At 59.3% G+C, this 24285-nt stretch carries 19 protein-coding genes and 1 pseudogene; 13 read left to right on the forward strand and 7 right to left on the reverse strand.

The annotated features are described in order from the left end of the window. The first annotated feature begins 54 nt into the window (after positions 1 to 54). The gene (locus FNU76_RS07660) at positions 55 to 1551 is read left to right on the forward strand and encodes a YdgA family protein (RefSeq protein WP_179958390.1); all 1497 of its coding nucleotides are present in this window, start codon (positions 55 to 57) and stop codon (positions 1549 to 1551) included. A 64-nt stretch (positions 1552 to 1615) separates the two neighbouring features. Here the strand turns inward: FNU76_RS07660 and rsmD are convergent, their stop codons facing one another. Continuing rightward, positions 1616 to 2188, reverse strand: coding sequence for a 16S rRNA (guanine(966)-N(2))-methyltransferase RsmD (gene rsmD / locus FNU76_RS07665; protein WP_144277646.1), 573 nt, complete (start codon positions 2186 to 2188; stop codon positions 1616 to 1618). A gap of 193 nt (positions 2189 to 2381) precedes the next feature. Between rsmD and ftsY the strand changes: the two genes are divergently transcribed. The 3 genes from ftsY to ftsX are packed head-to-tail and all read left to right on the forward strand — an operon-like array spanning position 2382 to position 5168. Further along, a complete protein-coding gene (ftsY, locus tag FNU76_RS07670; RefSeq protein WP_223879262.1) occupies positions 2382 to 3563 on the forward strand; it encodes a signal recognition particle-docking protein FtsY in 1182 nt (393 codons plus the stop codon). A gap of 33 nt (positions 3564 to 3596) precedes the next feature. Continuing rightward, a complete protein-coding gene (gene ftsE / locus FNU76_RS07675; RefSeq protein WP_144277647.1) occupies positions 3597 to 4247 on the forward strand; it encodes a cell division ATP-binding protein FtsE in 651 nt (216 codons plus the stop codon). Between the two features lie 15 nt (positions 4248 to 4262). Continuing rightward, entirely contained in the window at positions 4263 to 5168 is a 906-nt protein-coding gene (gene ftsX, locus FNU76_RS07680) for a permease-like cell division protein FtsX (protein WP_144277648.1), read from the forward strand. 5 nt (positions 5169 to 5173) lie between these two features. Here ftsX and FNU76_RS07685 read toward each other — a convergent pair whose 3' ends face one another. From FNU76_RS07685 to FNU76_RS07695, 3 genes are all read right to left on the reverse strand, one after another. After that, a complete protein-coding gene (locus tag FNU76_RS07685; RefSeq protein WP_144277649.1) occupies positions 5174 to 5656 on the reverse strand; it encodes a nuclear transport factor 2 family protein in 483 nt (160 codons plus the stop codon). Positions 5657 to 5777: 121 nt separating this feature from the next. Further along, a complete protein-coding gene (locus FNU76_RS07690; RefSeq protein WP_144277650.1) occupies positions 5778 to 6227 on the reverse strand; it encodes a GNAT family N-acetyltransferase in 450 nt (149 codons plus the stop codon). A 2-nt stretch (positions 6228 to 6229) separates the two neighbouring features. Next, the gene (locus FNU76_RS07695; RefSeq protein ID WP_144277651.1) at positions 6230 to 6688 is read right to left on the reverse strand and encodes a rhodanese-like domain-containing protein; all 459 of its coding nucleotides are present in this window, start codon (positions 6686 to 6688) and stop codon (positions 6230 to 6232) included. A 92-nt stretch (positions 6689 to 6780) separates the two neighbouring features. Between FNU76_RS07695 and pdxR the strand changes: the two genes are divergently transcribed. After that, the gene (gene pdxR, locus FNU76_RS07700; RefSeq protein ID WP_144277652.1) at positions 6781 to 8229 is read left to right on the forward strand and encodes a MocR-like pyridoxine biosynthesis transcription factor PdxR; all 1449 of its coding nucleotides are present in this window, start codon (positions 6781 to 6783) and stop codon (positions 8227 to 8229) included. A gap of 74 nt (positions 8230 to 8303) precedes the next feature. Further along, positions 8304 to 9203, forward strand: a complete 900-nt coding sequence (locus FNU76_RS07705) for a LysR family transcriptional regulator (RefSeq protein ID WP_144277653.1) — start codon at positions 8304 to 8306, stop codon at positions 9201 to 9203. A 16-nt stretch (positions 9204 to 9219) separates the two neighbouring features. Here FNU76_RS07705 and FNU76_RS07710 read toward each other — a convergent pair whose 3' ends face one another. The 3 genes from FNU76_RS07710 to FNU76_RS07720 all read right to left on the reverse strand — a co-directional run bounded on the left by FNU76_RS07710 (position 9220) and on the right by FNU76_RS07720 (position 12558). Continuing rightward, positions 9220 to 11223 carry a 2Fe-2S iron-sulfur cluster-binding protein gene (locus tag FNU76_RS07710; protein WP_223879263.1) on the reverse strand — a complete coding sequence of 668 codons (2004 nt, stop codon included), beginning with the start codon at positions 11221 to 11223 and terminating at the stop codon, positions 9220 to 9222. 94 nt (positions 11224 to 11317) lie between these two features. After that, complete coding sequence (locus FNU76_RS07715) at positions 11318 to 11944, reverse strand: glutathione S-transferase family protein (RefSeq protein ID WP_144277654.1); 627 nt, start codon at positions 11942 to 11944, stop codon at positions 11318 to 11320. Positions 11945 to 12009: 65 nt separating this feature from the next. Beyond that, a complete protein-coding gene (locus FNU76_RS07720) occupies positions 12010 to 12558 on the reverse strand; it encodes a carboxymuconolactone decarboxylase family protein (RefSeq protein ID WP_144277655.1) in 549 nt (182 codons plus the stop codon). Positions 12559 to 12804: 246 nt separating this feature from the next. Between FNU76_RS07720 and FNU76_RS07725 the strand changes: the two genes are divergently transcribed. The 7 genes and pseudogenes from FNU76_RS07725 to FNU76_RS07755 all read left to right on the forward strand — a co-directional run bounded on the left by FNU76_RS07725 (position 12805) and on the right by FNU76_RS07755 (position 24284). Next, positions 12805 to 13314, forward strand: a complete 510-nt coding sequence (locus FNU76_RS07725; RefSeq protein WP_144277656.1) for a DinB family protein — start codon at positions 12805 to 12807, stop codon at positions 13312 to 13314. A 218-nt stretch (positions 13315 to 13532) separates the two neighbouring features. Next, a complete protein-coding gene (locus tag FNU76_RS07730) occupies positions 13533 to 13910 on the forward strand; it encodes a hypothetical protein (RefSeq protein WP_144277657.1) in 378 nt (125 codons plus the stop codon). A gap of 1 nt (position 13911) precedes the next feature. After that, positions 13912 to 14306, forward strand: a pseudogene (locus FNU76_RS07735) (IS66 family transposase); the annotation flags it as partial. A gap of 831 nt (positions 14307 to 15137) precedes the next feature. Continuing rightward, entirely contained in the window at positions 15138 to 21284 is a 6147-nt protein-coding gene (locus FNU76_RS24860) for a calcium-binding protein (RefSeq protein WP_144277659.1), read from the forward strand. A 199-nt stretch (positions 21285 to 21483) separates the two neighbouring features. Beyond that, entirely contained in the window at positions 21484 to 22332 is an 849-nt protein-coding gene (gene rpoH, locus FNU76_RS07745; protein ID WP_144277660.1) for an RNA polymerase sigma factor RpoH, read from the forward strand. Between the two features lie 422 nt (positions 22333 to 22754). Next, positions 22755 to 23834, forward strand: coding sequence for an IS630 family transposase (locus FNU76_RS07750; RefSeq protein WP_144280546.1), 1080 nt, complete (start codon positions 22755 to 22757; stop codon positions 23832 to 23834). Positions 23835 to 23876: 42 nt separating this feature from the next. Then, the gene (locus FNU76_RS07755) at positions 23877 to 24284 is read left to right on the forward strand and encodes a sugar 3,4-ketoisomerase (protein ID WP_144277661.1); all 408 of its coding nucleotides are present in this window, start codon (positions 23877 to 23879) and stop codon (positions 24282 to 24284) included. The last annotated feature ends 1 nt before the right edge of the window (position 24285 follow it).

Raw genomic sequence — 24285 nt, forward strand, 5'->3', positions numbered from 1 at the left:
CCCGGCACCCGCTTTTCCACCCCGCAATCCGTACATCACAAGGTCTGTCACCCCGTGAAGCAAAAGCCCCTACTCATTGCCCTCGCCGCCATTGGCAGCGCCGCGCTTGCCTACACCGGCGCCAGCTGGTGGGCCGGCAAGCAAGCCGAGATCACCCTGGCCAAGCAACATCAACTGGTGGCCGACCTGCCCTACTTCGTCGTCAAGTCGCGCCAATACACGCGCGGCATCTTCAGCTCGCAAGAGCGCACCACCATTGCGCTCAGCCCGAACCTGATCAAGCCCTACCATATCCTGATGCTGGAAGGCCTGGGCAAGATCAAGCCGGAAATGACCTATACCCAGACCATCAAGCATGGTCCGCTGCCCCTGCTGCTGTCGGGCAATTTTTCGCCCTTCAAGGCCGTGGTCACCACCGACATCGAATTCACGGCAGAAACCCAAGCTTTCCTGAAGAAATTCTTCGGCGAGCAAAAGCCGCTGCAGATCGAAAACCGCATCCGTTTCGACGACGATGGCGTCGTGCTGGTCAAGATCCCCAGCTTCAACCATGAAGAAGCCCTATCCAAGGTCAAGGCGGTCTGGCAAGGCATGGATGCCTCGATCAGCTATGGCGGCGATTTCAACAGCATCGCCATCTCCGCCGTTGCGCCCGGCCTGCACTTTGAAGCCAACGACAAGGTCACCCTGGACGTGAAGGAGCTGCGCTTCGAATCGAGCAATACCCGTGGCGCGGCCGGCATCATGCTGGGCGAAGGCAAGATGACGCTTGCTTCGGCAGCCTTTACCCAGCTCGAAAAAGACCATCCCATGGATGTAAAGATGGATGGCTTGAGCTACCAGGTCCGCACCAGCGCCGAGGGAGAGTTCATCAATTCGGGTGGCGATATCGACCTGAAGACGCTGGCCCTCAATGGCAAAAATTATGGTCCAGCCGCCCTGTCGGTCTCGGCCAACCATCTGCACGGCCCCACCCTGTTCAAGCTGAGCAAGGCCATGGCACAGGTACAGCGCGAAGTCGCCGACCCGGCCGAGCAAGCCGGCAAGATGCTCAAGGTGTTCCGCAACGAAGGCTTGCCGCTGCTGCGCAATGATCCTTCGCTGGCCATCAAGCGGCTGTCGGTAAAACTGCCCGAAGGCGAAGTCTCGCTGCAGGCCGCCCTGTCCTTGAAGGGCTTCGAGGACAAGGATCTGGACAATCCGATCAAGCTGCTGGAAAAGCTGCAAGCCAAGGCCGACCTGAAGGTACCTAAGCAAGTTGTCGAGACCGTCGTGCTGTGGAAGGCGCGTGGCGCCATCGCCATCGACACCGAAGAAGGCGAACAGCCGGATACCGAAGAGCTGGATAACCTGGCGCGCAATCTGATGGAAAGCAATATCCGCAAGCTGACCGAGCAGAACCTGATCCGCGCCGACGGCGATATGCTGAGCAGCAGCGCCCAATGGCTGGGCGGTAGCCTGACCGTCAACGGCACCCCGATCCCGCTGCCTTGGCAGATGGGTCTACCGGCCGCGGCTGCGACAGTACCGCCAGCCGAACCTGCCAACTAAGCGACATCGGCACTGGCAGCCCCCTTGACGCCTGTCAGGGGGGCTACTCAACCACCTTCTCCCGCTACGCTCTGGCCAACAAGCCGTACTTCACCGCTCCGGCTTTCCCTTCCCGCAGCAAAGTCCAGCCCGTCAATTCAGGCCAGTCAGCCGTCTCGATATACACCTGCGCCCCCTCCGCCAATACGCCCGGCAAAGCGGCCAGCACACGCGGCAGCAGATCGCTGGCGAAGGGTGGGTCAAGAAACACCACGTCGAACTGCTCTCGGCATTGCGCCAACCAGCTGACCGCATCAGCCGCCACCACATCGATGGCCGCTGCCTTCAAAAGCTGCTGGTTGTCGCGCAGCGACTGGATGGCCGGCCTGGCCTGCTCCACCATCACCACCCGCGCGGCGCCACGCGAGGCCGCTTCGAAGCCCAAGGCGCCGGAGCCGGCGAAGAGATCCAGGCAGCGCCAGCCATGCAACTCCTGGCCCAGCCAGTTGAACAGGGTTTCGCGCACCCGGTCCGGCGTGGGACGCAAGCCCTCGCCATCGGGAAAGGGTAGGATGCGGCGGCGGTATTCACCGCCGATGATGCGCAGTTGATTGCGGCCGCGCACCGGCGCGGTGGTTTTAGGAACAAGTTTCGGCATGGGCAGGGTCGATATCGGGCTGGCAAGTAAAGGCTCCCCCGCCGCCGATCGGCCTGTGGTGCGGCTTGCCGGACCATGCGGCATGGCCGCGAGGCCAGGCCGGCAAAGCCCAGGCTTGGGCTGGCGGGGTGGAAAGGCTAGAATCCTACCCCAACTCGTCTTATCACCCCGATTCGGAAGAAATCCCCACACGATGTCAGACAGCCAGACCCCGCAAGATTCGCAAGCCGGTTGGGGCAAAAAGCTCTGGAAGGCGCTCAATACGGACGTCGGCAGCTTGGTCGGCGGCAGCGCCCCGGCGCCGGCCGCACCGGTGGCGCCGCCCGCGCCGGCAGCCGCACCGGAACCCGCCCCCCTTGCCACGGCCAACGCGCCCGTCGTGGAAGAAAAATCCTTCTGGCAAAAAACCGTCGAGGTGCTCAATACCGATGTCACGGTATTGGCCAAGGATGTCGCCCAAGCTTCCAAGGAAGTCTGGCAGTACAAGCTGAAGGCCGGCCTGGCCAAGACCCGCGACAAGCTGGGCAAGGAACTGGCTGCCCTGTTCGGCGGCGGCCAGATCGACGAAGACCTGTACGAAGAGCTGGAAACCGTGCTGCTGACCGCCGACATGGGCGTGGACGCCACCGTGCACCTGCTCAAGGATGTACGCCAACGCGTTAGCCTGGCAGGGTTGAAGGATGCCAGCGAACTGCGCGGCGCGCTCAAGGGTGCCCTGACCGATCTGATCGCGCCCCTGGAAAAACCTTTGGTGGTCGAGGGCCACAAACCCTTCATCATCATGGTGGCGGGCGTCAACGGCGCCGGCAAGACCACCAGTATCGGCAAGTTGGCCAAGTACTTCCAGGGCCAGGGCAAGAGCGTGCTGCTGGCCGCCGGCGATACCTTCCGTGCCGCCGCGCGCGAGCAGCTGGCTGCCTGGGGCGAGCGTAACAACGTTACGGTCATCGCCCAGGACGGCGGCGATTCGGCGGCGGTCTGCTTCGACGCCATCAATGCCGCCCGTGCCCGTGGCATCGATATCGTCCTGGCCGACACCGCCGGCCGTCTGCCCACGCAATTGCACCTGATGGATGAAATCGCCAAGGTCAAACGGGTTATCGCCAAGGCAGACCCGACCGGCCCGCACGAAATCCTGCTGGTACTGGACGCCAACACCGGCCAGAACGCGTTGCAGCAGGTCAAGGCGTTCGACGACGCCCTGGGCCTGACCGGCCTGGTATTGACCAAGCTGGACGGCACGGCCAAGGGCGGCGTGATCGCCGGCATCGCCAAGCAAAAGGCCATCCCACTACGCTTTATCGGCGTGGGCGAAGGCATAGACGACCTGCGTCCATTCGAAGCAGCCGACTATGTCGACGCGCTGATCGAATAGCACGCTCCCACACCCTGCAATGGACGGCGCCCCGTGATTCAATTCAACCAGGTCGGCAAACGCTACCCAGGTGGCTACGAAGCCCTGAAAAACCTCAGCTTCCAGATCGAGACCGGCGAACTGGTGTTCCTGGCCGGCCATTCCGGCGCCGGCAAGTCCACCCTGCTCAAGCTGATCGCCGGCATCGAGCGCCCCACCAGTGGCTCGGTGGTGGTCAACGGCCAGAACCTGGCCGCCATCCGTTCAGGCGCCGTACCGTTCCTGCGCCGCCATCTGGGACTGATCTTCCAGGACCATAAAATCCTGTTCGACCGCAGCGTGTTCGACAATGTCATGCTGCCGCTGGACATTGTCGGCTATGACCGCCGCGAAGCCGCCCGCCGAGCCCGCGCCGCACTGGACAAGGTCGGTCTGCTGGGGCGGGAAAAAACCAACCCGATTTCGCTGTCCGGCGGCGAACAGCAGCGCCTCTGCATTGCCCGGGCCGTGGTGCACCGTCCCAGCATCCTGCTGGCCGACGAACCCACCGGCAACCTGGACCGGGCCTACGCGCTCGATATCATGGAATTGTTCAAGAGCTTCCACCAGGTGGGCGTCACCATCGTGATTTCGGCCCATGACGAGTCGCTGATGGCCGATTACGGCCGCCGCATCCTGCGTCTGGCCAAGGGTCAGTTCACTTAGGGATAAGGAAACAAATTGAAACATTGGTTCCGCCTGCATCGGCTCGCGCTGAGCGCGACGTTGCGTTTATTTGTCGCCAGTCCACTGGCATCCCTCCTCAATCTGCTGGTGGTGGGCATTGCCGTGGCACTGCCCTTGGGCCTGCTCACCCTGGTCGGCAATCTGGGACAATTGTCCGGTCGGCTGCATGCCGATCCACAGGCCAGCATCTTCCTGCACCCCCATGCCGGCAGCGCCGACATCAGCCGCCTGCAAGCCTTGCTGGCCAAACGCCCCGAGGTCAGCACGGTCCGCTATATCGCCAAGCATGAAGCGCTGCGCGAGCTGGAGCAGTCCAGCGGCATGGCCGACATGCTGGCCGGACTGGGTGACAACCCCCTGCCGGACGCTTTCAGCCTGACGCTCAAGAACAGCGAAGCCGCCTCGCTCGGCGCGCTGGAAAGCGTGCTCAAGGCCGACCCGGCGGTCGAACATGTGCAGCTCGATTCGGAATGGGCCCACCGCCTGGGCAGCATCATCGCCCTGGGCCGGGAAGCCACCCTGACGGTAGCCGTGCTGTTCGGCGCCGGCCTGCTGCTGGTCACCGCCAATCTGATCCGCATGCAGATCCTGACCCGCCGCGAAGAAATCGAAGTGTGCAAGCTGATCGGTGCCACCAACAGCTTTATCCACCGCCCCTTTCTCTACTTCGCCGCCCTGCAGGGGGGGTTGGGTGGCCTGGTCGGCATCGCCGTGGTGGCCTTCAGCCTCGACAGGTTGAGCGGGCCGGTCAGTCAATTGGCCAAGCTATATGGCGAGCAGTTCTCCCTGACCCTACCGCCGTTCGATGTGTTGTTACTGACGCTTGCGACCGTGATCGGCCTCAGTCTGGCCGGTGCCATGTTGTCGGTGCGCAAGCATCTGCGGGCGTTGGACGCCTGATTCGCTCAGAGTCCCAATTCATCGAGGCCCGGATGTTCATCCGGGCGGCGCCCCAACGGCCAGTGGAATAGTCGGTCTGCTTCTGCGATGGCCAGGTCGTTGATGCTGGCCAAACGCACCTGCATCAACCCTTCTGCATCGAATTCCCAATTCTCATTGCCGTAAGAGCGGAACCATTGTCCGCGATCGTCGTGCCATTCATAGGCAAAGCGCACTGCAATGCGATTACCCGCGTGCGCCCATAAAGCCTTGATCAGACGGTACTCGTGCTCGCGGCGCCACTTGGCTGCCAGGAAGGCAACGATCTCGTGCCGCCCTTTGGGAAATTCGCTGCGGTTGCGCCAGCGACTGTCGGCGGTATAGGCGAGCGCAATTTTGGCGGGGTCGCGGCTATTCCAGCCATCTTCAGCCAGGCGCACCTTTTGTTTGGCACTGTCTTCGGTGAATGGCGGCAATGGTGGACGGGCGGAGGTGCTATCGGTTTGCATGGGAGGGTTCCTGGGTGGCGTACCGGCGCTACTTTGCCAAATGCCGCCAACCCGCGGAACAGTCGCCAGACGCAAGACTTCATTCCGCAAAACGGAATGCTTATGCCCGTGATACCGCTGCTCAGATCGCCAAACGGAAGCGCGCCTTGACCAATTGGCTGGCACCCAATCGCCGATAGAATCGTATGGCATCATGATTCCAATCCGGCGTTTGCCACTGCAGGGCCGCATACCGCAACTGTCGGCCAAAGGTTTGCAGCTCCGCCATCAAACGCTCGCCGATCCGGCGGTTCCGCCATGCCGCGCGCACGTATAGGCAATCCATATGCAGATACGCGCTGCCAGCAAGCGTGGAAAACTCCCTGGTCAGCGCGGCATACCCCACCAGCTGCTCGCCCGCGCAAGCCACCCAGATCTTGACCTCGCCGCGCGCCATCGCGGCAGCCAAGCGCGCGGCATGCCCGTCGGCCACGTAGCCTAGCCTTTCAAAAGCCGCATGCTCCGCACACAGGCTGGCCAGGCCGACGGTGTCGCTTTGTACCGCCGGCCGAATGGACGTGCCATCTTCCACGCTCAGGCACAACCGCAGGATGATTCGGGCAGATCCGGCGACAGTTGTCCGGCTTCCGCGCCGCTGACCAGCGGGTGGCCGTCCCGCAGCCAGAAATCGACCCCGCCCAGCATTTCCTTCACCTTGAAGCCCAGCCGCGCCAATTTGTAGGCACCCTGCGTCGAGCCGTTGCAGCCGATACCGTCGCAGTAAGTGATATAGGTCTTGTCCCTATCCAGCCCGGCCGTGCTTTCCGCATCCATCGTGCGATGGGGAAAGCTGATGGCGCCGGGAATATGGCCCGCCAGGTAGTGGGCGTTCGCCCGCGTATCGACCACGACGATCTCGCTAACGCCAGCCTTGAGATCCTCCGCCACATCCCAGGCATCGGTGTGAAAGGCCAGTTTGGCTTGCATATAGGCGGCGCTGTCGGCCGGGAGGGGAGCGGGTATCTGCAGTACGACGGAAGCTTGTTGGGTCATTGCCAGGTCCTCGTTCGATTGGTGCAGGCAGTTTGGCTCGGATTGGCTGTATAAATAAGGCCAATTTGTCCACATAGACAAGACCAATACCCATGAGCAGTACGCAACCAGGCATGTGGCTGAACCTCTTCCAGGCCGCACAAAGCACCTCCCTACCCTTACGCGCGCAGCTGTGCACCGCCTTGCGCGAGGCGATACGCTCCGGTGCGGTCCCCTACCCGGCACGGCTGCCGGCCTCTCGTACCTTGGCTGCCGACTTGGGCATCTCGCGTGTCACCGTGGAAGCGGCCTACGGCCAACTGGAAGCGGAGGGTTATCTCACCCGGCGGGTCGGCCAGGGCAGCTTCGTGGCGGCGCGTTTCGCCCGGCCCGTCGAGGCGGAGCAGCCCTTGCGCGGTAGCCAGCTCGCCGCGCTGTCGCAGCGCGGTCACCAACTGGTGCGCGGCGGTGGCTGCCGCGATCCACGCACACCGCTGGCCTTCGCCGCAGGCAGTCCCGATCTGCGCGCCTTTCCGCATGACACTTGGCGCCAACTGTGTAACCAGCGCTTGCGCCGCGATGCCGCAACCTTGGCGGCTTATGGCGACCCACAGGGTTACGCTCCGCTGCGGGCCGCCATCGCGGCTTATCTGCAGCAGGCCCGCGATGTTCGGGCTGGTGCCGAGCAGGTGTTGGTACTGACCAGCTCCCAGCAAGCGCTGCATCTGCTCGGCTCACTGCTGCTGGATGAAGGTGATGTGGTCTGGCTGGAAGAGCCCGGCTATCGCGGCGCACGCACCGCCCTGGCCGCAGCCGGCGCCAGGCTGGTGGCGGTGCCGGTTGACGGCGAGGGCATGTGCCCCGGCGACGATCTGCCGCCACCGCGCCTGATCTACCTCACCCCTTCGCACCAGTACCCCAGCGGCTGCGCACTGAGCCTGACACGCCGCCTGGCCTTGCTGGAAATCGCCCGTAAACATGGCAGCTGGATCATCGAGGACGACTACGACAGCGAATTTCACTACGACGGCCGTCCGCTGCCAGCCATGCAGGGGCTGGACCGGCACGAGCGGGTCATCTATCTCGGCACCTTCTCCAAAGCCTTGTTCCCCTCGCTGCGCCTAGCCTATGCGGTGCTGCCGCCAGCCTTGGTGGAACCCGCCTGCACGGTGCGAACCATCTATGACGGCCATGGCAGCCAATTGATGCAGGCCGTAACGGCAGACTTTATCGCGCGCGGCCATTTTGCCGCGCACCTGCGCTATATGCGCCAGCTATACCGCAGCCGCCGCGCACTGCTGATCGAGGAACTCGATGCCAAGCTCCCTCATCTATTGCGCGTACAGCCCAGCCCTGGCGGCTTGCAGTTGCTGGTTGAATTGCCGCCAGGCAGCGAGGCGCACCTGACCCGGCAAGCGCAAGCCCTAGGCGTGGCGACACCGAGTCTGCGCTCGCTTTACCTGGCGGAACCGGGACGCGATGGTTGGTTGCTGGGGTTTGCTGCATTATCCGCCGAGGAAATCCGGCTAGGGGTGCGCCAATTGCAGGTGCTGCGTATATAAGCCCCGGGGAGCCAGGCCATGCCGTAATGACGGTGCGTTAGCTACAATCGGCCCCACGAGGTGAAGGGAAGCAAATGGATCGCATGCAACTGATGACGGTATTCGTGGCGGTTGCCGATGAAGAGAGCTTTGCCGGTGGCGGTAGGCGGCTCGGCATGTCGCCACCGGCCGTGACCCGGGCGATTTCGGCGCTGGAAGCGCGCCTGGGCGTCAAACTATTGGAACGGACCACGCGCAGCGTGCGGGTCACCGAGGTGGGACAGCGCTACCTGGATGACGCCCGCCGCATCATCGCCGCAGCCGACGAGGCCGATGCGGCGGCCGCCGGCATCAACGCCACACCGCGCGGCCACCTGGCCGTGACCGCACCCGTCCTGTTCGGCAAACTCTTCGTCATGCCCGGCATAGTCGATTATCTGCAGCAGCATACGGACGTCACCGTTGCAGCCCTATTCCTCGACCGCGTCGTGAATTTGATGGACGAAGGCATCGACGTCGCGGTACGGATCGGACCACTGCCGGACTCCGGCATGCGGGCGGTACGGGTCGGCCAGGTAAGGCGCGTGCTATGCGCCGCGCCGGCTTACCTGGACCGGCATGGCACGCCGCAAAGCCCGGAAGAACTGCGGCGGCATACCATCATCGCCGCCAATAGCACCGCGCCCAGCGTGGAATGGCGCTTTGGCCCCGACCACGCCCCGAGTGCCATCAAACTGCAACCGCGCCTCACCGTCACCAGCAACGATGGCGCCATCGAAGCGGCCCGGGCCGGCCTGGGCATCACCCGCTTGATGTCCTACCAGGCAGCCGCCCCCTGCGAATCCGGCGCCCTGCAAACCGTGCTGACGGCATTTGAAAAAGCCCCGCTGCCCATCCATGTGCTGCACCGTGAGAGCAAACACGGCTCCGCCAAGGTACGTGCCTTTATCGACCTGATGGTGGCCCGCCTGCGCGCCGATCCGCATCTGCAATAGCACCGCCTCGCGGCCCTCAGCATTTGAGCACCAACTCCTCCCCCACCCGCTGCTCGGCTGGCACCGCACAACACAGCAGCGCCTCGTCCGGCGCGGGGGCATAGGCCGGTCGGCTGGCATAGCTGACCGCACCTTGCAGCAACGGTGTGCGGCAACTGCCACAGTGTCCCCCACGGCAGCCGGATGCGGGGCCAAGACCATGCTGCTCGGCCAGATCCAATAAACTACCGCCGCCCGGCAGCCATTGGACCACGCGGTCCGATCCGGTAAAGCGCACCTGCACCGGACCGGCCGCCGGCGCGGCCAAGGGTGCAACGGCGGCCGAAACCTCATCGCCACGCCGCAAGGCAGCCGGACCAAACGACTCGGCATGGATGCGCGCATCGCCAATTCCCAGACCGCGTAGGCCGTCATACAAAGACTGCATGAATCCGGCCGGCCCACACAGGTAGAAATCGTAGTCGTCGAGAGGCAATAGCGTGCGCAACAAGGCCATATCAATATGACCGGGGTACTCGAAGTGATGCCCCGGCACACTTCCCGCCTCCGGCCGGCTGACCACCCGGACCAAGCGGACGGCATCGCCCGCTTGCCTGGCCAGCTCGGCCAATTCGCTATCGAAAGGCCGTTCCGCCACGGTGCGGCTGGCATGGATAAACCAGATCGGCCGAATATGGCGCTTACGCACGCCCTCGAACACCAGGTGCCGTAGCATCGCCAGCAGCGACGTGACACCAATGCCGCCAGCCAACATCACCAGGGGGCGCTGCTCGGTGGCATCCACCGTAAAACGGCCTTGCGGGGCGAGTGCTTCCATCAAATCGCCTTCCCGCAGCCGCCGATGCAGCCATTGCGAAACCACGCCGTCCTGCTTCACGCTGATACGGTAGACCCCATCGGACGGTGCGGCCGACAAGGTATAGCTACGAGTCAGTGGCGCGCCCTCGACACCGGCGGGCACGCGTATGGTCAGGTGCTGGCCGGCCAGATGCGGCAGGGCCGCGTGGCCATCCGCCGGTTCCAGCAGGAACGAGCTTACCGTGCTGCTTTCCGGTACGACGCGGCTGACACGAAACGGCCGCCAGCTCGCCGGCAAGGCACTGGCGGCGAGCCGTTCCTCCGTTTGCCGCCAATTGCCGGTCAGCAGGGAATTCGGTGAATAGCTATCCAGCCGCCAGCGCAAGGCCAACACCGCGCGGCGCCGCACCACCCGTTCCACACGCAAGCGCCAGATGCGTTCGGCACCTTGGAAGGCCGCCACTTCCGGCCCATCGAAAACAATCTCGGTCGTCCCGCTCAACTGCAGCAGATCGCCGCTGGCGAAATCCACGAACACCATGCCCGCTCGCGGTGTGAGCAGGAGATTACCCAGGGTATTGAAGTGCATATTGCCGGCGAAGTCGGGAATGCTCAGTACCTGGCCCTCGACACGGACAAAGCCAGGCCTGCCGCCGCGATGCGACACATCGACGCTCGGTAGCGGCTGGTCTTCGTCACCGGGAAAATAGCTGGCGACGAAGAAGGTATCCGCCGCCGCGATCAAGGCACTCGCTTCGGTATCGAGCGCATCGAGCGTTTCCACTTCGCCGGCGTAATGACTGCCCGGTTCGCGGATAAAGTCGAACGCGCGCAATTGGATATATTGCGGGCAATTACCGAACGCCTGCCCGACCGTCACGGTAAAACCCTCCGCATCGCTAGCGGCCACCAGGCCATTCATACGGTTGCGCCGGCGCGTATGCAGCTCGATGCCCAACAAGCCGAGCGGCGCACCGGCCTGGATGCTGGCGTGCACCGGATCACCTCGGCCCGGCAGGCCGCCCAAGCGCAGCGTAGTGGCATCGGGCGAGCTGATAAAGCCAGGCCGCCCCTCGATCAAGGTCGCCCAGGGCCGGCCGGCGCTATCGACACTGCCAGCCACGATAAACGGCAGCTGCGGGTAGAACTGGCGATGCTGGTCCGGCATGAAGCGCCGTATCACGCGCCGCCCCATCTCCTCCATCCGCGCGCTATTGCCCATGCGTGCATGGATAGCCCGCTCGCCTGGATGCCAAGGAGAATCCGCCGAATCAGCCACTCGCTCGTTCATCATCCGCTCCGATCCGGGTATAGGTTCAGGCCAACAGGCCGGCAGCGGTCTGTTGCATGGGGATGAAACCAGGCAAGGCTTCGATCCGCCCCAGCCAGGCGCGCACCTGCGGATAGGCGTCCAGTGCCACATTGCCCTCGGGGGCATGCGCGATATAGCTGTAGTTGGCGATATCGGCGATGCTGGGCTTGGCACCGCACAGGAAGGAGCGCTGGCCCAGTTCGGTCTCCAGCACCGTCAGCAACCTGTGCGCACGGCTTATTACTTCAGCGCTATCGAAGCTCGCCCCGAAAACCGTCACCAGCCGCGCGGCGGCCGGACCAAAAGCCAACAGGCCGGCCGCTACCGACAACCACCGTTGCACGGCAGCCTCCCCGACTGCATCGGTCGGCAGCCAATCGGCATTGCCATAGCGGCGCGCCAGGTAGACCAGGATGGCATTGGAGTCGGCCACGACCGTGCCGTTGTCGTCGATGACCGGCACTTGGCCAAAGCTGTTCAGTACCAGGAAATTCGGCTGCTTTTGCTCGCCACGGCGTAGATCGATCTCGATGATCTCAGTCGGTACCTTCAGCAACGACAGGGCGAGCCGCACGCGGTGCGCATGGCCGGATAGGGGAAAGGAATACAGTTTGATAGGCGCGGTGGACATGGATGTTACCCGGAATGGAAGGTGGAGGACGAAGGGCCCAGCCCTGCGGGACAGGCCGCTATGGATCAAGCCGGCGACCGGGCTGCAAGCCGGGGGAAATCCACCGTCGTTTGCGCCACGTTGTTGACGTAGTTGGTGAGGATATTCAGGGCGACCACCAGCACGATCTCGATCGTGTCCGCTTCGTCGAAGCCGGCAGCGCGCAGCGCGGCAAGGTCCGTATCGCTTACCCGACCGTGGTCAGCCGCGACGCGATAGGCAAAGCGCAGCGCGGCAGCCTGCCTGGCATCGCTGCTGCCATGCTCACGGGCGGCATCGATTTCCGCCTGGCTTAGCTTGGCGACATGCAGGCCCAGGTAGGTATGGGCGGATAGGCAGTATTCGCAGCCATTGAATTCGGCCACCGTCAGCGCGATGCGCTCGCGCAGTGCCGCATCGAGTTTGCCCTTGGCAAGTGCGGCGTTCAGCGACAGATAGCCCTCCAGGGCGGCGGGACTATGCCCCACCAACTTCATCAGATTGGGCACCATGCCTAGCTGTTGTTGCACGGCGGCCAGGAGGGGTTTGCTGGCGTCCAAGGATTGTTCGACGGTGGGGATGCTGATGCGGCTCATGGCGTATTCCTTCAAAGAGACTGCTCGCTTTGCACAATGCGTTGCGAGTGACGCCACTTTGCCGCACGCATGAAATAATAAGAATATCCATATTTTTCAATTTATAATTCCTTTAATAGGAATAATAAAAGTAGGGAGCATCTTCCTTCGCGTCCAAATGATGCCAAGCGCTATTTTCGAGCGCCGGAGAGCCAGCAGTCATGAGTGACTGGCAGATACAAACATTCCGTGTTACGTATCTACTTTATGAACGCCATCACACTAGACTCCCTCGCCGCCTTCCCTCATCAACTGGAAGCCCACTATGCCGCCAGTCCGGCCGCCTTCAAACATTGGGCCCCGCCCAGCTGGGATGGCGTGCCTAGCGAAGCTTTGACCGCCATCGAGCAGGTCTGCCACGTGCGCGATATCGAAATCGACGGCTACCATGTTCGCTTGCGTCGCACGCTCGCGGAAGACCATCCCACGCTTGCATCCATCGATACCGATGCCTTGGTGAAGGAACGTGACTATGGTGCTTCGGATGCCGATGCCGCATTTGAAGCCTTTCGCCAGGCTCGCGTGCAGACACTCGCGCTACTACGGGGCCTGAACGAGGAGCAATTCGACCGCACCGCCTACTTTGAAGGCTACGGCGCGTTGACCCTGCGTAGCCTGGTGCACTATTTGTGCAGCCATGATCAGCAGCACTTGGCGGGATTGCAGTGGTTGTTGGGCAAGATCGAGGCGTTGCCGATGGAAGAGCGGAAACAATAAAGGACGCGGTAGCGTCTGGACCCGGAAGGTACAGGCCTCTGGACAAACTGAAACCAATCTTGGTCCGCACTGAAACTCGGAGAGCAATTCCAAAGTCCTATCCAGGCTTACCTGCACACAATGTTGAGGCCAGTTGCTGGTACCGACGCTCGCATCAAAACTGGCTCCGTAGGTGAACATCGGATATTTCGGCTCGAAATTTTTCAGGAGAGGTCACTATGAAAGCCGGAGCAAAGGATGCCAAAGCCCCCATGGAAGGGGGCAAATGGGTCGAGACAAATGGGACGCCGACGAGTGTCTCGTTCGGCTCCGTCACCGTCCAGGTCGTTAAGCCGCCGGAGAATGTCCGGCTTGCTAACATCGAAGCGGGGCAAGCTGCCATGCAGCGAGGCAAGATCTCCTTAGTTCGCGCTGGTGTAAAAATTAGCCGAGAAAAAGATACACCGCTGTATTTCGGATGTGAGGACAAGCCTGGTTTTATGATCCGTGAACTAAATGGCAAAAAGACTCTCGGGAAATTCGTTGGCGGTCGCTTCCGGGAGGTAGAGGAAGGCACGAAGCCTACGGCCCGGAAACAAGCGGTAGCGAGAAAATGATCAGTTCGAACGAGAAGGCTTGCTGCCCAAAAATCCCCTGACCCAGTCCTTGGCTATGCGCGAGAGCGACGATGGGCTTGGACGGTTATCTGACCAATCCCGATATGCCGATCGATACCAATCACCTCGAACGTGCGCTACGTGCCATTCCGATGGGTCGTAAATCCTGGCTATTTTGTTGGACGGAAATGGGTACCCGCCACATGGGCATTCTGCGATGCCTGATTACCACCTGCCGCTTGCACCAGATCGATCCCTACGACTACTTGGTCGATGTCCTACAACGGATAGGTGCAGCATGCTGCGGCCGAGGTCGGCCAATTGACACCTAGACAATGGAAGCAGCACTTCGCTGCCGATCCATTGCAGTCTGATCTCAGTAAATTGCGGAAGTAGCAAGGACGTTGGCTGCTTACCGGTTACAGCAATCCCACACCTGTCTATGAGGACAGGTCGGAAGTGTTAAAAGTCTTTGACTTTAAACTAATTTAGCGTATAATATCGCCCTTCGTGATCGCGAAACACTGCGCCAGGCTAAGCCTAGTCCCGCACGTTCCAACGGATGTATTTGAGAAAAAACATCAGTGTGCACGTAAGAACAGCGCGTCTTTCTAGCGGTTTGGCATTAATCAATTTTGCAACGATACGCACGCCCAATGGAAATAAAAAATAACAGTAGTTTCGGATTCAGTCACAGCCCTTATTTTCGTGTAAATCAAGTCGACTCTGCGGACGCAGTGCGGACATCTTCATAATCATGGGGAAATTATTCGCACTCTTCGTCGACGTTTCAATATTAATTGCTTTTAGTATTTTTCCAAAACCCATACTATCCGCCATAGCCGCACTTTCTAACGACCTAGACTGCGCCTCCCCCAGGGCCTGGTTTTTTTATTTCTCAAGTATATATATATTATTCAGCATTAGGAATATTTTACTAGCTTTAATGACCCGTGAATTTCAATTCAAAGCCAGTGACATTTATCAAGACCTAATAACACCGCTAGTTTTTACTGCCGTATTCATTATAGTGCTTTTGCAATGCACTCTCTACCAAGGAGAAAGTGCAAATCTTGCATGCACCCCGATAAACAGCTGGGCCACGTCTCTGGGTGGGGGGAATTTACTTTTACTCAAGTTAAATGCGGCCTGCTATGCATTTTCTTGGGCCTGGTTTTTTACAACTTCAGCTGTCCTCCACTTTTTTACTAGAAACGAGATTTAACAGTGTCAAGTCAAGATCTGCAAACTTTTACGAGCTCAATATCCGAAGAAGTGGGGGCTTTTTATGGTGACGTGTTTGGAGGAAAGCTTCCAACACCTCAAAATATACTTACCACTGCGGATCAAGAGGCCATTACCCAAAATATCGACAACTTAATTGATGCCTTAGATCGCGGCGATGAATTGGCAGCGATACAAGCAGTGTCGCAAGCTACTGCCGTTACTATAGTCTCGGTCTTGGCCGGCGTGTACCTGGCCGCAGAAGCAGTACCTATCCGCGGCGTGAATTTTGTTGTTCATACCTTGAAAAACAAGCCCGGAATAGTTGCCAAAATTATTAATTACTTTGTCAGCTCCCAGCTTGATCCAATACATGTCGCAAGATGGCAAAATATCGGCACTAGAGCATCCTTTGGATTATCAGCTGGCTACTTGCTGAATCAATTCATTAACAAAACAAAAACAATGGGTTATGGCAGTCAAATTAATGACAGCGTTGGATTGCTTTTCAACAAGGCTCTTCTCCCCCGCCGCGACCCGTTCGCTCTCGACCTAGATGGAGACGGCGTAGAAACCACCGCGGCCAACGGCACCGTGCTATTTGACCACACCGGCAATGGAGTTAAATTCGGCACTGGCTGGCTCGCTTCCGATGACGGCTGGCTGGTACGCGACGTCAATAAAAACGGCAGCATCGACAATGGGCGTGAGTTATTTGGCGACGCGACCCGCTTGGCCAATGATGAAGCCGCGCGAGACAGCTTCGAAGCAGTACGTGCACTCGACAGCAACCAAAATGGCCAACTTGATGCCGGCGATACCGCTTGGCGCGAGCTGCAAATTTGGCGTGACCTGGACCAAAATGGCGTTTCAAGCAACAAAGAGCTATTTAGCCTTGAACAATTGGGTGTTACCGAAATAGCCACGACTGGTACTTACGTGAACGCCAGTGGGCGCAATGGCAATACCGTGCTGTATGCAGGCGAATATACCAAGTCCGATGGCAGCAAGGGCATTACTCAGGCACTAAATCTGGGTGCGGACTACTTTCACCAGTCCCGACCCAACAAGCTGACCGTCAGTCCAGAAACGGCAACGCTACCAGACTTGCAGGGATCCGGTGGATTACGCAGCTTGCGCGAGGCGATGACTCAATCCGCAACGCTACTGAATCTGGTCCAGCAATTCACTTCAGCCAACACCCGTTCGTCCCAGCAGGCATTATTGCCGGCCATACTGGAAGCGTGGGCCCAAACCGATGGTTCAAATGTCCATCCTGGTGAGTACGGCGAAGTTGCCAGCAGGGTAAACCCCGGCGCACCCAACGCTGCCGTCCTCAGCTATGGCACGCACAATGGTTATGACGTGTGGGCTACCACAACCGTTTCGGACTATAGCTGGATCATGCGAAAGCTCGGCGTGCTCGAGCATTTCAATGGCGTCGATGTCGCTACCGTGGCTACCAGCCAGGTTGAAACCGGAGCGCGCAGGGTCACCTCGACTGGCGGTGGTGGTAGTGGTGGTGGCGGCGCTGTGGCGGCTCGCCCCGCCATTGAGGTCCAGTTTAGGGAAGAAGACCTAAAGTCCTTGATCGAGTCATATCGGGAATTGTCCAATTCCGTCTTCGAGGCACTAACCACGCAAACACGTTTGGCCACCTGGCAAGACACCATTGTACTGACGATAAGCGAGCAAGGCATTGCATATGACTTCAGTGGACTGGAAGCTCAGCTTATGCAGCAAGCAACCCAGGCACCTAAAGAAACCTTGCTAGACCTGCTTTCGTTCACGGGAACGGCATCTTCAATACCATTGCAAACCACGGGCTGGGATTACCGGTCCGTAGTCATGCAATTAGCAGACAAATTCAATCTGTATGATTTGGTCACCAAGCAGGGACAGCCGGTGGTCGACGCCATGCCGAGCCAGTTCGATTTCGTCTTTGCCCATGAAAAAGAAAATAGGGGTGCTTGGCTACTCGCGCCCAACCTAAGGCCCAATAGCTTTTTGGTCAGCAATGGCGACTTTTTTGGCGATTCACTCATTGGCAGCACCGGCAACGACTTTCTCTTTGGCGGAGTCGCCGCAGATGAGCTGAACGGTCGCGACGGTGACGACGGGCTGTCTGGCGGCCTGAACAACGACAAGCTTGCTGGTGGTCGCGGCAATGATGTCTTGCATGGAGGCGTTGGCAATGACGAGCTCTACGGGGAGGAAGGGAACGACAAGCTTCTCGGCGAAGTGGGCGATGACACGCTTTTTGGCGGCCATGGCGACGACAACCTGATTGGCGATATCGGCAATGATTCGTTGTCTGGCGACGAAGGCAACGATATCGTGGATGGCGGTCTTGGCAACGACCAACTTTTCGGTAGTTGGGGCAACGATAAGCTATTGGGCGAAACGGGCGATGACTCGCTAGCCGGCGATGCCGGCGACGATGAACTCATTGGTGGCCTGGGCGACGACCAATTCAATGGCGGTGAGGGCAACGACACTTTGATCGGGGGCACGGGTGCCGACTATCTGCATGGCAATCTGGGCGATGATATCTATCTGTACGGACGCGGTGATGGCGCGGACATAGTTGACGACAGGAACGTACAAGTCGGCGCATCGAATATCCTGCAATTACGCGATCTCAATCGCCAGGACCTCATCAGCCTGCGCTTCGCGGCAGACGAGCAACTGGGCTCGCTGGTACTGGAATTCGGCCAAGGCGATCGGATTACCATGATCGACTTCTTCACACGTGAATCCATCTGGCGTGGTGATACCGGCCTATCTGCGATTCGATTTGCAGACGGTAGCGAAACCACCCTGCCTACGTTGTTGAAGGAGATGGGCCTCACGCTGGGCGAGTCCAGTGATCGACTCATCCAGCCGGTTTCCGGCGCGATCAAGGTCGATGGTGGATCCGGCGATGATTCCCTTAGCGGCCATGCAGGTGACGATACCCTGAAGGGCTCCGTAGGAAACGACCAAATCAACGGTGGCGATGGTGACGACACCTTGATCGGTGGTGTCGGCAATGACCATCTGCTTGGTGGCTTGGGTACCAACACCTTCCAGTACGCCCGTGGCGATGGCGCCGACAAAGTAGATAATCTACAGGGAGAATCGGCGGGCGCGAACGTCCTGCAACTGCAGGATATCAATCGTAGCGAGTTAGGTCTCCGGTACATCATGGAAGGCGAAGTGCGCTCGCTCGTGCTCGACTTCGGACAGGGCGACCAAGTTACCATCATCGACTACTTCAATCGCCTGGGTGCTTGGGCGAAAGATCGCTACACCGGCCTCTCGGCTATACGTTTCGCCAATGGCAGCGAAGCCGGTCTGCCTACTTTGCTGGCAGAGTTGGGCCTCACGCTGAGCGAAGGCAATGATCAATATATCCACACCTCTGTGTTCGGTGTCCGGATCAAGGGTGAAGGCGGCGACGATTCGATTACCGGCAACGCTGGCAACGACCAATTGGAAGGCGGTCTAGGCAACGACCAATTCAATGCCGGCGACGGTGACGACACCTTGATAGGCGGGGCCGGTAACGACCATCTGTACGGCGGCCAGGGGAACAATAGCTACATCTTCGCTCGTGGAGATGGCGCGGATCGGATCGATCACATTAGCACCCAGGGCAGCGCAGCCAATGTCCTGCATTTGCAGCAGCTCAACCGAGGTGACCTTAGCCTGCGCCTTGATGATGAAGGTGGACTAAGTTCGCTGAAACTCGACTTTGGCCAAGGCGACCAAGTCACCCTTATCGACTACTTCAATCGCCTCGGTGCCTGGGGGAAAGGCGGCTACACCGGTCTCTCGGGTGTCCGTTTTGCCGATGGCAGCGAAGCCAGTCTGCCTACGTTGCTGGCGGAATTTGGCCTCAAGCTGAGCGAAAACGGTGATCGTTATATCCACGCTCCAGGGTCCGCGGTCCGGATCAAGGGTGAGGGAGGCGACGACTCAATTACCGGCAACGCCGGCAACGACCAGCTGGAAGGCGGTCTTGGCAACGATCAGTTCAATGCCGGCGACGGCGACGACACACTGATAGGCGGGGTAGGTAACGACCAGCTGGAAGGCGGTCTTGGCAACGATCAGTTCAATGCCGGCGACGGCGACGACACACTGATAGGCGGGGTAGGTAACGACTATCTGTATGGCGGCATGGGGAACAATACCTACATCTTCGCTCGCGGAGATGGTGCGGACCGGATCGATCATATTAGTGCACAGGCGGGCGGAGCCAATATCCTGCGATTGCAGCAACTCGATCGCGCCGAGCTGAGCATGCGTATCAGCGAAGAGGGTGGGCTGAGTTCACTGGTACTCGACTTTGGCCATGGCGACCAAGTCACCCTCATCGATTATTTCAATCGACGGATACACTGGGGCAGCTATACCGGCTTTTCCGCAATCCAGTTTGCCGACGGGACCCAAGTCAGCCTGCAGACTCTGTTGCAAGACACTGGTATCCAGCTGGGTAATGCCAACAACCAATTCGCCTTACCCAGCAACCTGGCGGCACGGCTCTACGGCGAAGCAGGCGACGATAGACTCGAAGGTAGTACAGGAAACGACATACTGGTCGGCGGCACGGGCAGCGACTTCCTGAGTGGCGGCTACGGCGACGACACCTATCTGTTTGCCCGTGGCGATGGCGCCGACATCATCAACGATCGCTACGTCCAAACCGGCGCATCGAATGTCCTGCGCCTGACCGATCACAACCGAAGCGATCTACGCCTGGAAGTGGCTGCCGATGGTCAATCCTTGTTGCTGAACCTCGGCGCAGGCGACCAGATCAATGTGATCGACCTCTTTGCCCGTCAACGGATATGGGGCGGCGATACCGGTCTATCCGCCATCCAGTTCGCCGATGGCAGCCAGATCGCTTTGACTGCGCTGCTGGCCGAGGCAGGGCTGCGGCTGGGCCAAGGCAATAACAGCTTTAGCCAAACCGTGGGCGTGGCCATACGGGTCCTTGGCGAAGAAGGCGATGATTCGATTGTCGGTCATATCGGCAACGATACCTTGGAAGGTGGCATCGGCAACGACCAGATAAGCGCCAGCGAAGGCAATGACCGTATTGAAGGCGGCGCCGGCAATGACAATCTGTTCGGCGACGGTGGCAATGACACGCTGGTCGGTGGCATCGGCAGCGATTTCCTGACAGGCGGAATCGGCGACGATACCTATGTTTTCGCTCGCGGAGATGGGTCCGACATCATCAATGACCGTTATACCCAAGATGGCGCGCGAAATGTGCTGCGCCTGACCGATCTCAATCGCAGCGACTTGCGTCTGGATATCAGCGCCGATGGCCGTTCGCTATTGCTGAACTTCGGCCAGGGCGATCAAATCAATGTGATCGATTTCTTCCCGCGCCAAGTGGTGTGGAATGGCGATACCGCATTGTCATTGGTGCAATTCGCCGATGGCTCGCAAGCCAGCTTGACTACCCTGCTAAAGGAAATGGGTCTCAAGCTCGGCGCGGCCAACGATACCTTCTCCCAACCTGTCGCCGCTGGCATTCAAGTCAACGGCGAAGCCGGCAACGACACCATCAACGGCGGCAAGGGCGACGATCTGCTGACTGGCGGCTTGGACCAGGATGTATTGGTCGGCAATGGCGGTAACGACACGCTTGCTGGAGACAATGGCAACGATCAGCTCCAAGGCGGTGCGGGAAGCGATACCTATGTGTTCGCGAAGGGCGCAGGCGTGGATCGTCTGCTGGATAATGCGGGGAACGATACGGTGCAGTTCACGGATGTGAAATCCACCGACGTCACCGCCGTGCAGAAGATCGACAGCCACCTCGTCATCAAGTATGGAAATAACGACCAACTTACCGTGGAAAACTATTTCGATGCCGGCAACCCTGCGGCCTACAGGATCGAGCAGTTCCGCTTCAGCGACAACACCGACTGGAACGACAGCGCGATTCAAGCGAAGTTGGCGGCCACGCCGGCAGCCATGCAGCGTCCACCTAGCGTTTCCACCATTCGATCCGCTTCGGTCGATCAACAGCTATCCGGCCTGGTCAACGCCATGGCAGCTTTCGCGCCGATGGATGCCGTGCAGTTGGAACAGTCCATGCCCGCGCATGAGCTGCACAAGACGATATTTGCCGTAAATCGTTCGATGTAAGCCAAGTCCGCTTGGTCGATAGCAGGGGGCCTAGCTTGCTAGGCCCCCTGCGCACCTACACCCGGCCTCGCGCTTGCGCGTATGAGCCATGTCCCCATGCATTTATACCGGAACTTTCCCTACTGATTGGCACTCCTCTCATGAGAGTGCTAATATCAGCGCGCCGAGTAAGTTAACGGCGCATAGGAGCAATACCACGATGACCACGATGACCCTGCCGGTACTTTCCTCGGGCGACAGCCTGGATCGGTATATCCAGCAAATCAGTGCTATCCCGATGCTGACGCAGGAGGAAGAAACCTCGCTGGCCACGCGCCTGCATGAGCACAACGATCTGGAAGCCGCCGGAAAACTGGTGATGTCGCATCTACGGGTGGTGGCCTCCATCGCCCGAGGCTACGCCGGTTACGGCCTGCCGCAGGCCGACTTGATACAAGAAGGCAATATCGGCCTGATGAAGGCGGTAAAGCGCTTCGAGCCCGCGCGCGGCGTGCGGCTCTACTCGTTCGCGGTCCATTGGGTCCGCGCCGAGATCCACGAATACATCCTGCGCAACTGGCGACTGGTGCGTATCGCCACCACCAAGGCGCAGCGCAAACTGTTCTTCAACCTGCGCAGCATGAAGAGCAGCCTGAACGCGCTTACCCATAAGGAGGCGCAGCAGATCGCCGACGATCTGGGCGTCAAGCGCGAGGAAGTGCTGGAGATGGAAACCCGCATGACCGGCCACGATGTGGCGCTGGTGGCGGACGATGGCGATGACGAGAGCTATGCTCCGATCGACTGGCTGGCCGATAACGACAATGAGCCGGTAGCGGTGCTGGAACGGCGTGCGACCGATCGGCTGCAAGGCGAGGATCTGCATGCGGCGCTAGGGTCGCTGGATGATCGCAGCCGCCGGATTGTCGAAGCGCGCTGGCTGAGCGACGACAGCGGCGCGACCTTGCATGAGCTGGCGGATGAATTCGGCGTTTCCGCCGAGCGAATTCGGCAGATCGAGGTGAAGGCGCTGCAGAAGATGAAGACAGCGTTGGCTGTCGCGGCTTGACGGTAGTCGGTGGCAAAAAAGCGCGTCGAGCCATTCGACGCGCTTTTTTTATGGCTGAGCCTAAACGTACCAGACCAACCACGGCGGCAAGACCGACACGCGAAGGCCATACTACGCGGGCCCGGAAACCCTCCGAGGGTTAAATGCCGTTCGGCATTTTTATCACGCCACTTGTCGAAAAAAATAACTAGGCAACTCAAAGCGCTAGCTGATCACCTAACATGGTGGATGCACATGCTACTCATGAGGGTTTGATAGCTTGCAGCAATTTGAAGTATGCTAACGGGATGAATAGGCGTGCCTTAATACAGCGGCCTCCCCTTTCAATTTTGCATCAGCAGCTAGTGTGGTGTCTCAAAAGTAGAATTAATTAAATATTTGGTATAATTGTCGTAGTTCAATAGCTCATGGAGACTATGACGATGACCAGAACGGGCCGCCCGATCAAGAAGCTGGAACTATCCGAAGAGCAGCGCAGAGAGCTGAATGCACGTTTGGCGCTGCGCAAGGCGCCGGCCGATGAGAAGCTACGAATTCAGATTGTGCTCAGTTGTGCTGACGGCGAAGGAGGCAAAGAGATCGCGAAGCGGCTGGATACCACTGCGCAGACCGTCTCAAGGTGGCGTCGTCGGTACGAGTCGTATGGTCTGGCAGGGCTGACCGATGCACCGAGGTCGGGGCGGCCTCGCACGGTGCTAGACGAACACGTTCAGGCGGTGATTGATCGTGTCCGGAACAGTAAGCCTACTGACGCGACGCACTGGAGCGTGCGCACGATGAGCAAGGCAACAGGCGTGTCGGCGTCCACAGTGCAGCGCATTTGGCACGCGTTCGGGCTCAAGCCCCATCGGCTGGAGACGTTCAAGTTTTCCACCGATCCGAATTTTGTCGATAAGGTCCGCGATGTGGTGGGCTTGTACCTCGCCCCGCCGGATCGTGCCTTGGTGCTCTGCGTGGATGAGAAGAGCCAGATTCAGGCACTGGATAGAACGCAGCCTTCACTTCCGCTTACGTTCGGCAAAGCAGAAACCCGGACACACGATTACAAGCGGCACGGGACGACTTCGCTGTTCGCAGCTCTGGATGTGGCCACTGGCAAGGTCATTGGCCAACTCAAACGTCGCCACCGGAGCGTCGAATTTCTGCAGTTCCTCAATACCATCGACGCAAGCGTACCGGCAGACCTGGATATCCACCTGATCATGGACAATTACGGGACGCACAAGACGGAGAAGGTGCGTGCCTGGTTCGCCAGCAGGCCACGCTACCATCTGCACTTCACGCCAACTTCGGCCTCCTGGCTCAACCTTGTGGAGCGTTTTTTCTCACAAATCAGTGAGAAGTGGATCAAGCGTAGTGCCCACAGCAGCGTCGCCGATCTAGAGCAGTCAATCCGCCACTACTTGGACATCCACAACACCAACCCGAAGCCCTTTGTATGGCGCAAAAGCGCAGATTCAATCCTTGAGGCCATTGCTCGTGCAGGCAAAGTTATTAATTAATGCTGTTTCAGGTACACCACACTAGCAAGGTAAGGAATTAACATGTCGATAGATCTTTGCCAAATCATTGAGCTGCCAAAAATCCATGACCCACGAGGGAATCTCACGTTTATTGAGTCGAACAATCAAATCCCGTTCGATATTAAGCGTGTCTTTTATTTATATGACGTACCCACGGCCTCGGACCGTGGTGCGCACGCCCATAAAACCCTACATCAGTTCCTGGTTTGCTTGTCCGGCAGTTTCGACGTAGCGGTCGATGACGGCTCCAATAAGAAAATCATCCATATGAATCGCCCATGGCAAGGCTTGCACATCCCGCCGATGATCTGGGCATCCGAGATTAATTTCGATGCCGGTTCGGTGTGCTTGGTATTAGCATCCGCACTTTATGATGAATCGGACTACTATCGTAAATACGAGGAATACCTTGCCGCACTGGTAAAATAGA

The organism is Chitinimonas arctica (assembly GCF_007431345.1).
In the GTDB taxonomy this organism is placed as follows: domain Bacteria; phylum Pseudomonadota; class Gammaproteobacteria; order Burkholderiales; family Chitinimonadaceae; genus Chitinimonas; species Chitinimonas arctica.

What these genes read in the sequence shown, in the direction of transcription:
- rsmD (WP_144277646.1), bottom strand. Translation starts at nt 2,188, where the DNA reads ATGCCGAAACTTGTTCCTAAAACCACCGCGCCGGTGCGCGGCCGCAAT.
- ftsY (WP_223879262.1), top strand. Translation starts at nt 2,382, where the DNA reads ATGTCAGACAGCCAGACCCCGCAAGATTCGCAAGCCGGTTGGGGCAAA.
- FNU76_RS07685 (WP_144277649.1), bottom strand. Translation starts at nt 5,656, where the DNA reads ATGCAAACCGATAGCACCTCCGCCCGTCCACCATTGCCGCCATTCACC.
- FNU76_RS07695 (WP_144277651.1), bottom strand. Translation starts at nt 6,688, where the DNA reads ATGACCCAACAAGCTTCCGTCGTACTGCAGATACCCGCTCCCCTCCCG.
- pdxR (WP_144277652.1), top strand. Translation starts at nt 6,781, where the DNA reads ATGAGCAGTACGCAACCAGGCATGTGGCTGAACCTCTTCCAGGCCGCA.
- FNU76_RS07705 (WP_144277653.1), top strand. Translation starts at nt 8,304, where the DNA reads ATGGATCGCATGCAACTGATGACGGTATTCGTGGCGGTTGCCGATGAA.
- FNU76_RS07710 (WP_223879263.1), bottom strand. Translation starts at nt 11,223, where the DNA reads ATGGGCAATAGCGCGCGGATGGAGGAGATGGGGCGGCGCGTGATACGG.
- FNU76_RS07715 (WP_144277654.1), bottom strand. Translation starts at nt 11,944, where the DNA reads ATGTCCACCGCGCCTATCAAACTGTATTCCTTTCCCCTATCCGGCCAT.
- FNU76_RS07720 (WP_144277655.1), bottom strand. Translation starts at nt 12,558, where the DNA reads ATGAGCCGCATCAGCATCCCCACCGTCGAACAATCCTTGGACGCCAGC.
- FNU76_RS07725 (WP_144277656.1), top strand. Translation starts at nt 12,805, where the DNA reads ATGAACGCCATCACACTAGACTCCCTCGCCGCCTTCCCTCATCAACTG.
- FNU76_RS07730 (WP_144277657.1), top strand. Translation starts at nt 13,533, where the DNA reads ATGAAAGCCGGAGCAAAGGATGCCAAAGCCCCCATGGAAGGGGGCAAA.
- rpoH (WP_144277660.1), top strand. Translation starts at nt 21,484, where the DNA reads ATGACCACGATGACCCTGCCGGTACTTTCCTCGGGCGACAGCCTGGAT.
- FNU76_RS07750 (WP_144280546.1), top strand. Translation starts at nt 22,755, where the DNA reads ATGACCAGAACGGGCCGCCCGATCAAGAAGCTGGAACTATCCGAAGAG.
- FNU76_RS07755 (WP_144277661.1), top strand. Translation starts at nt 23,877, where the DNA reads ATGTCGATAGATCTTTGCCAAATCATTGAGCTGCCAAAAATCCATGAC.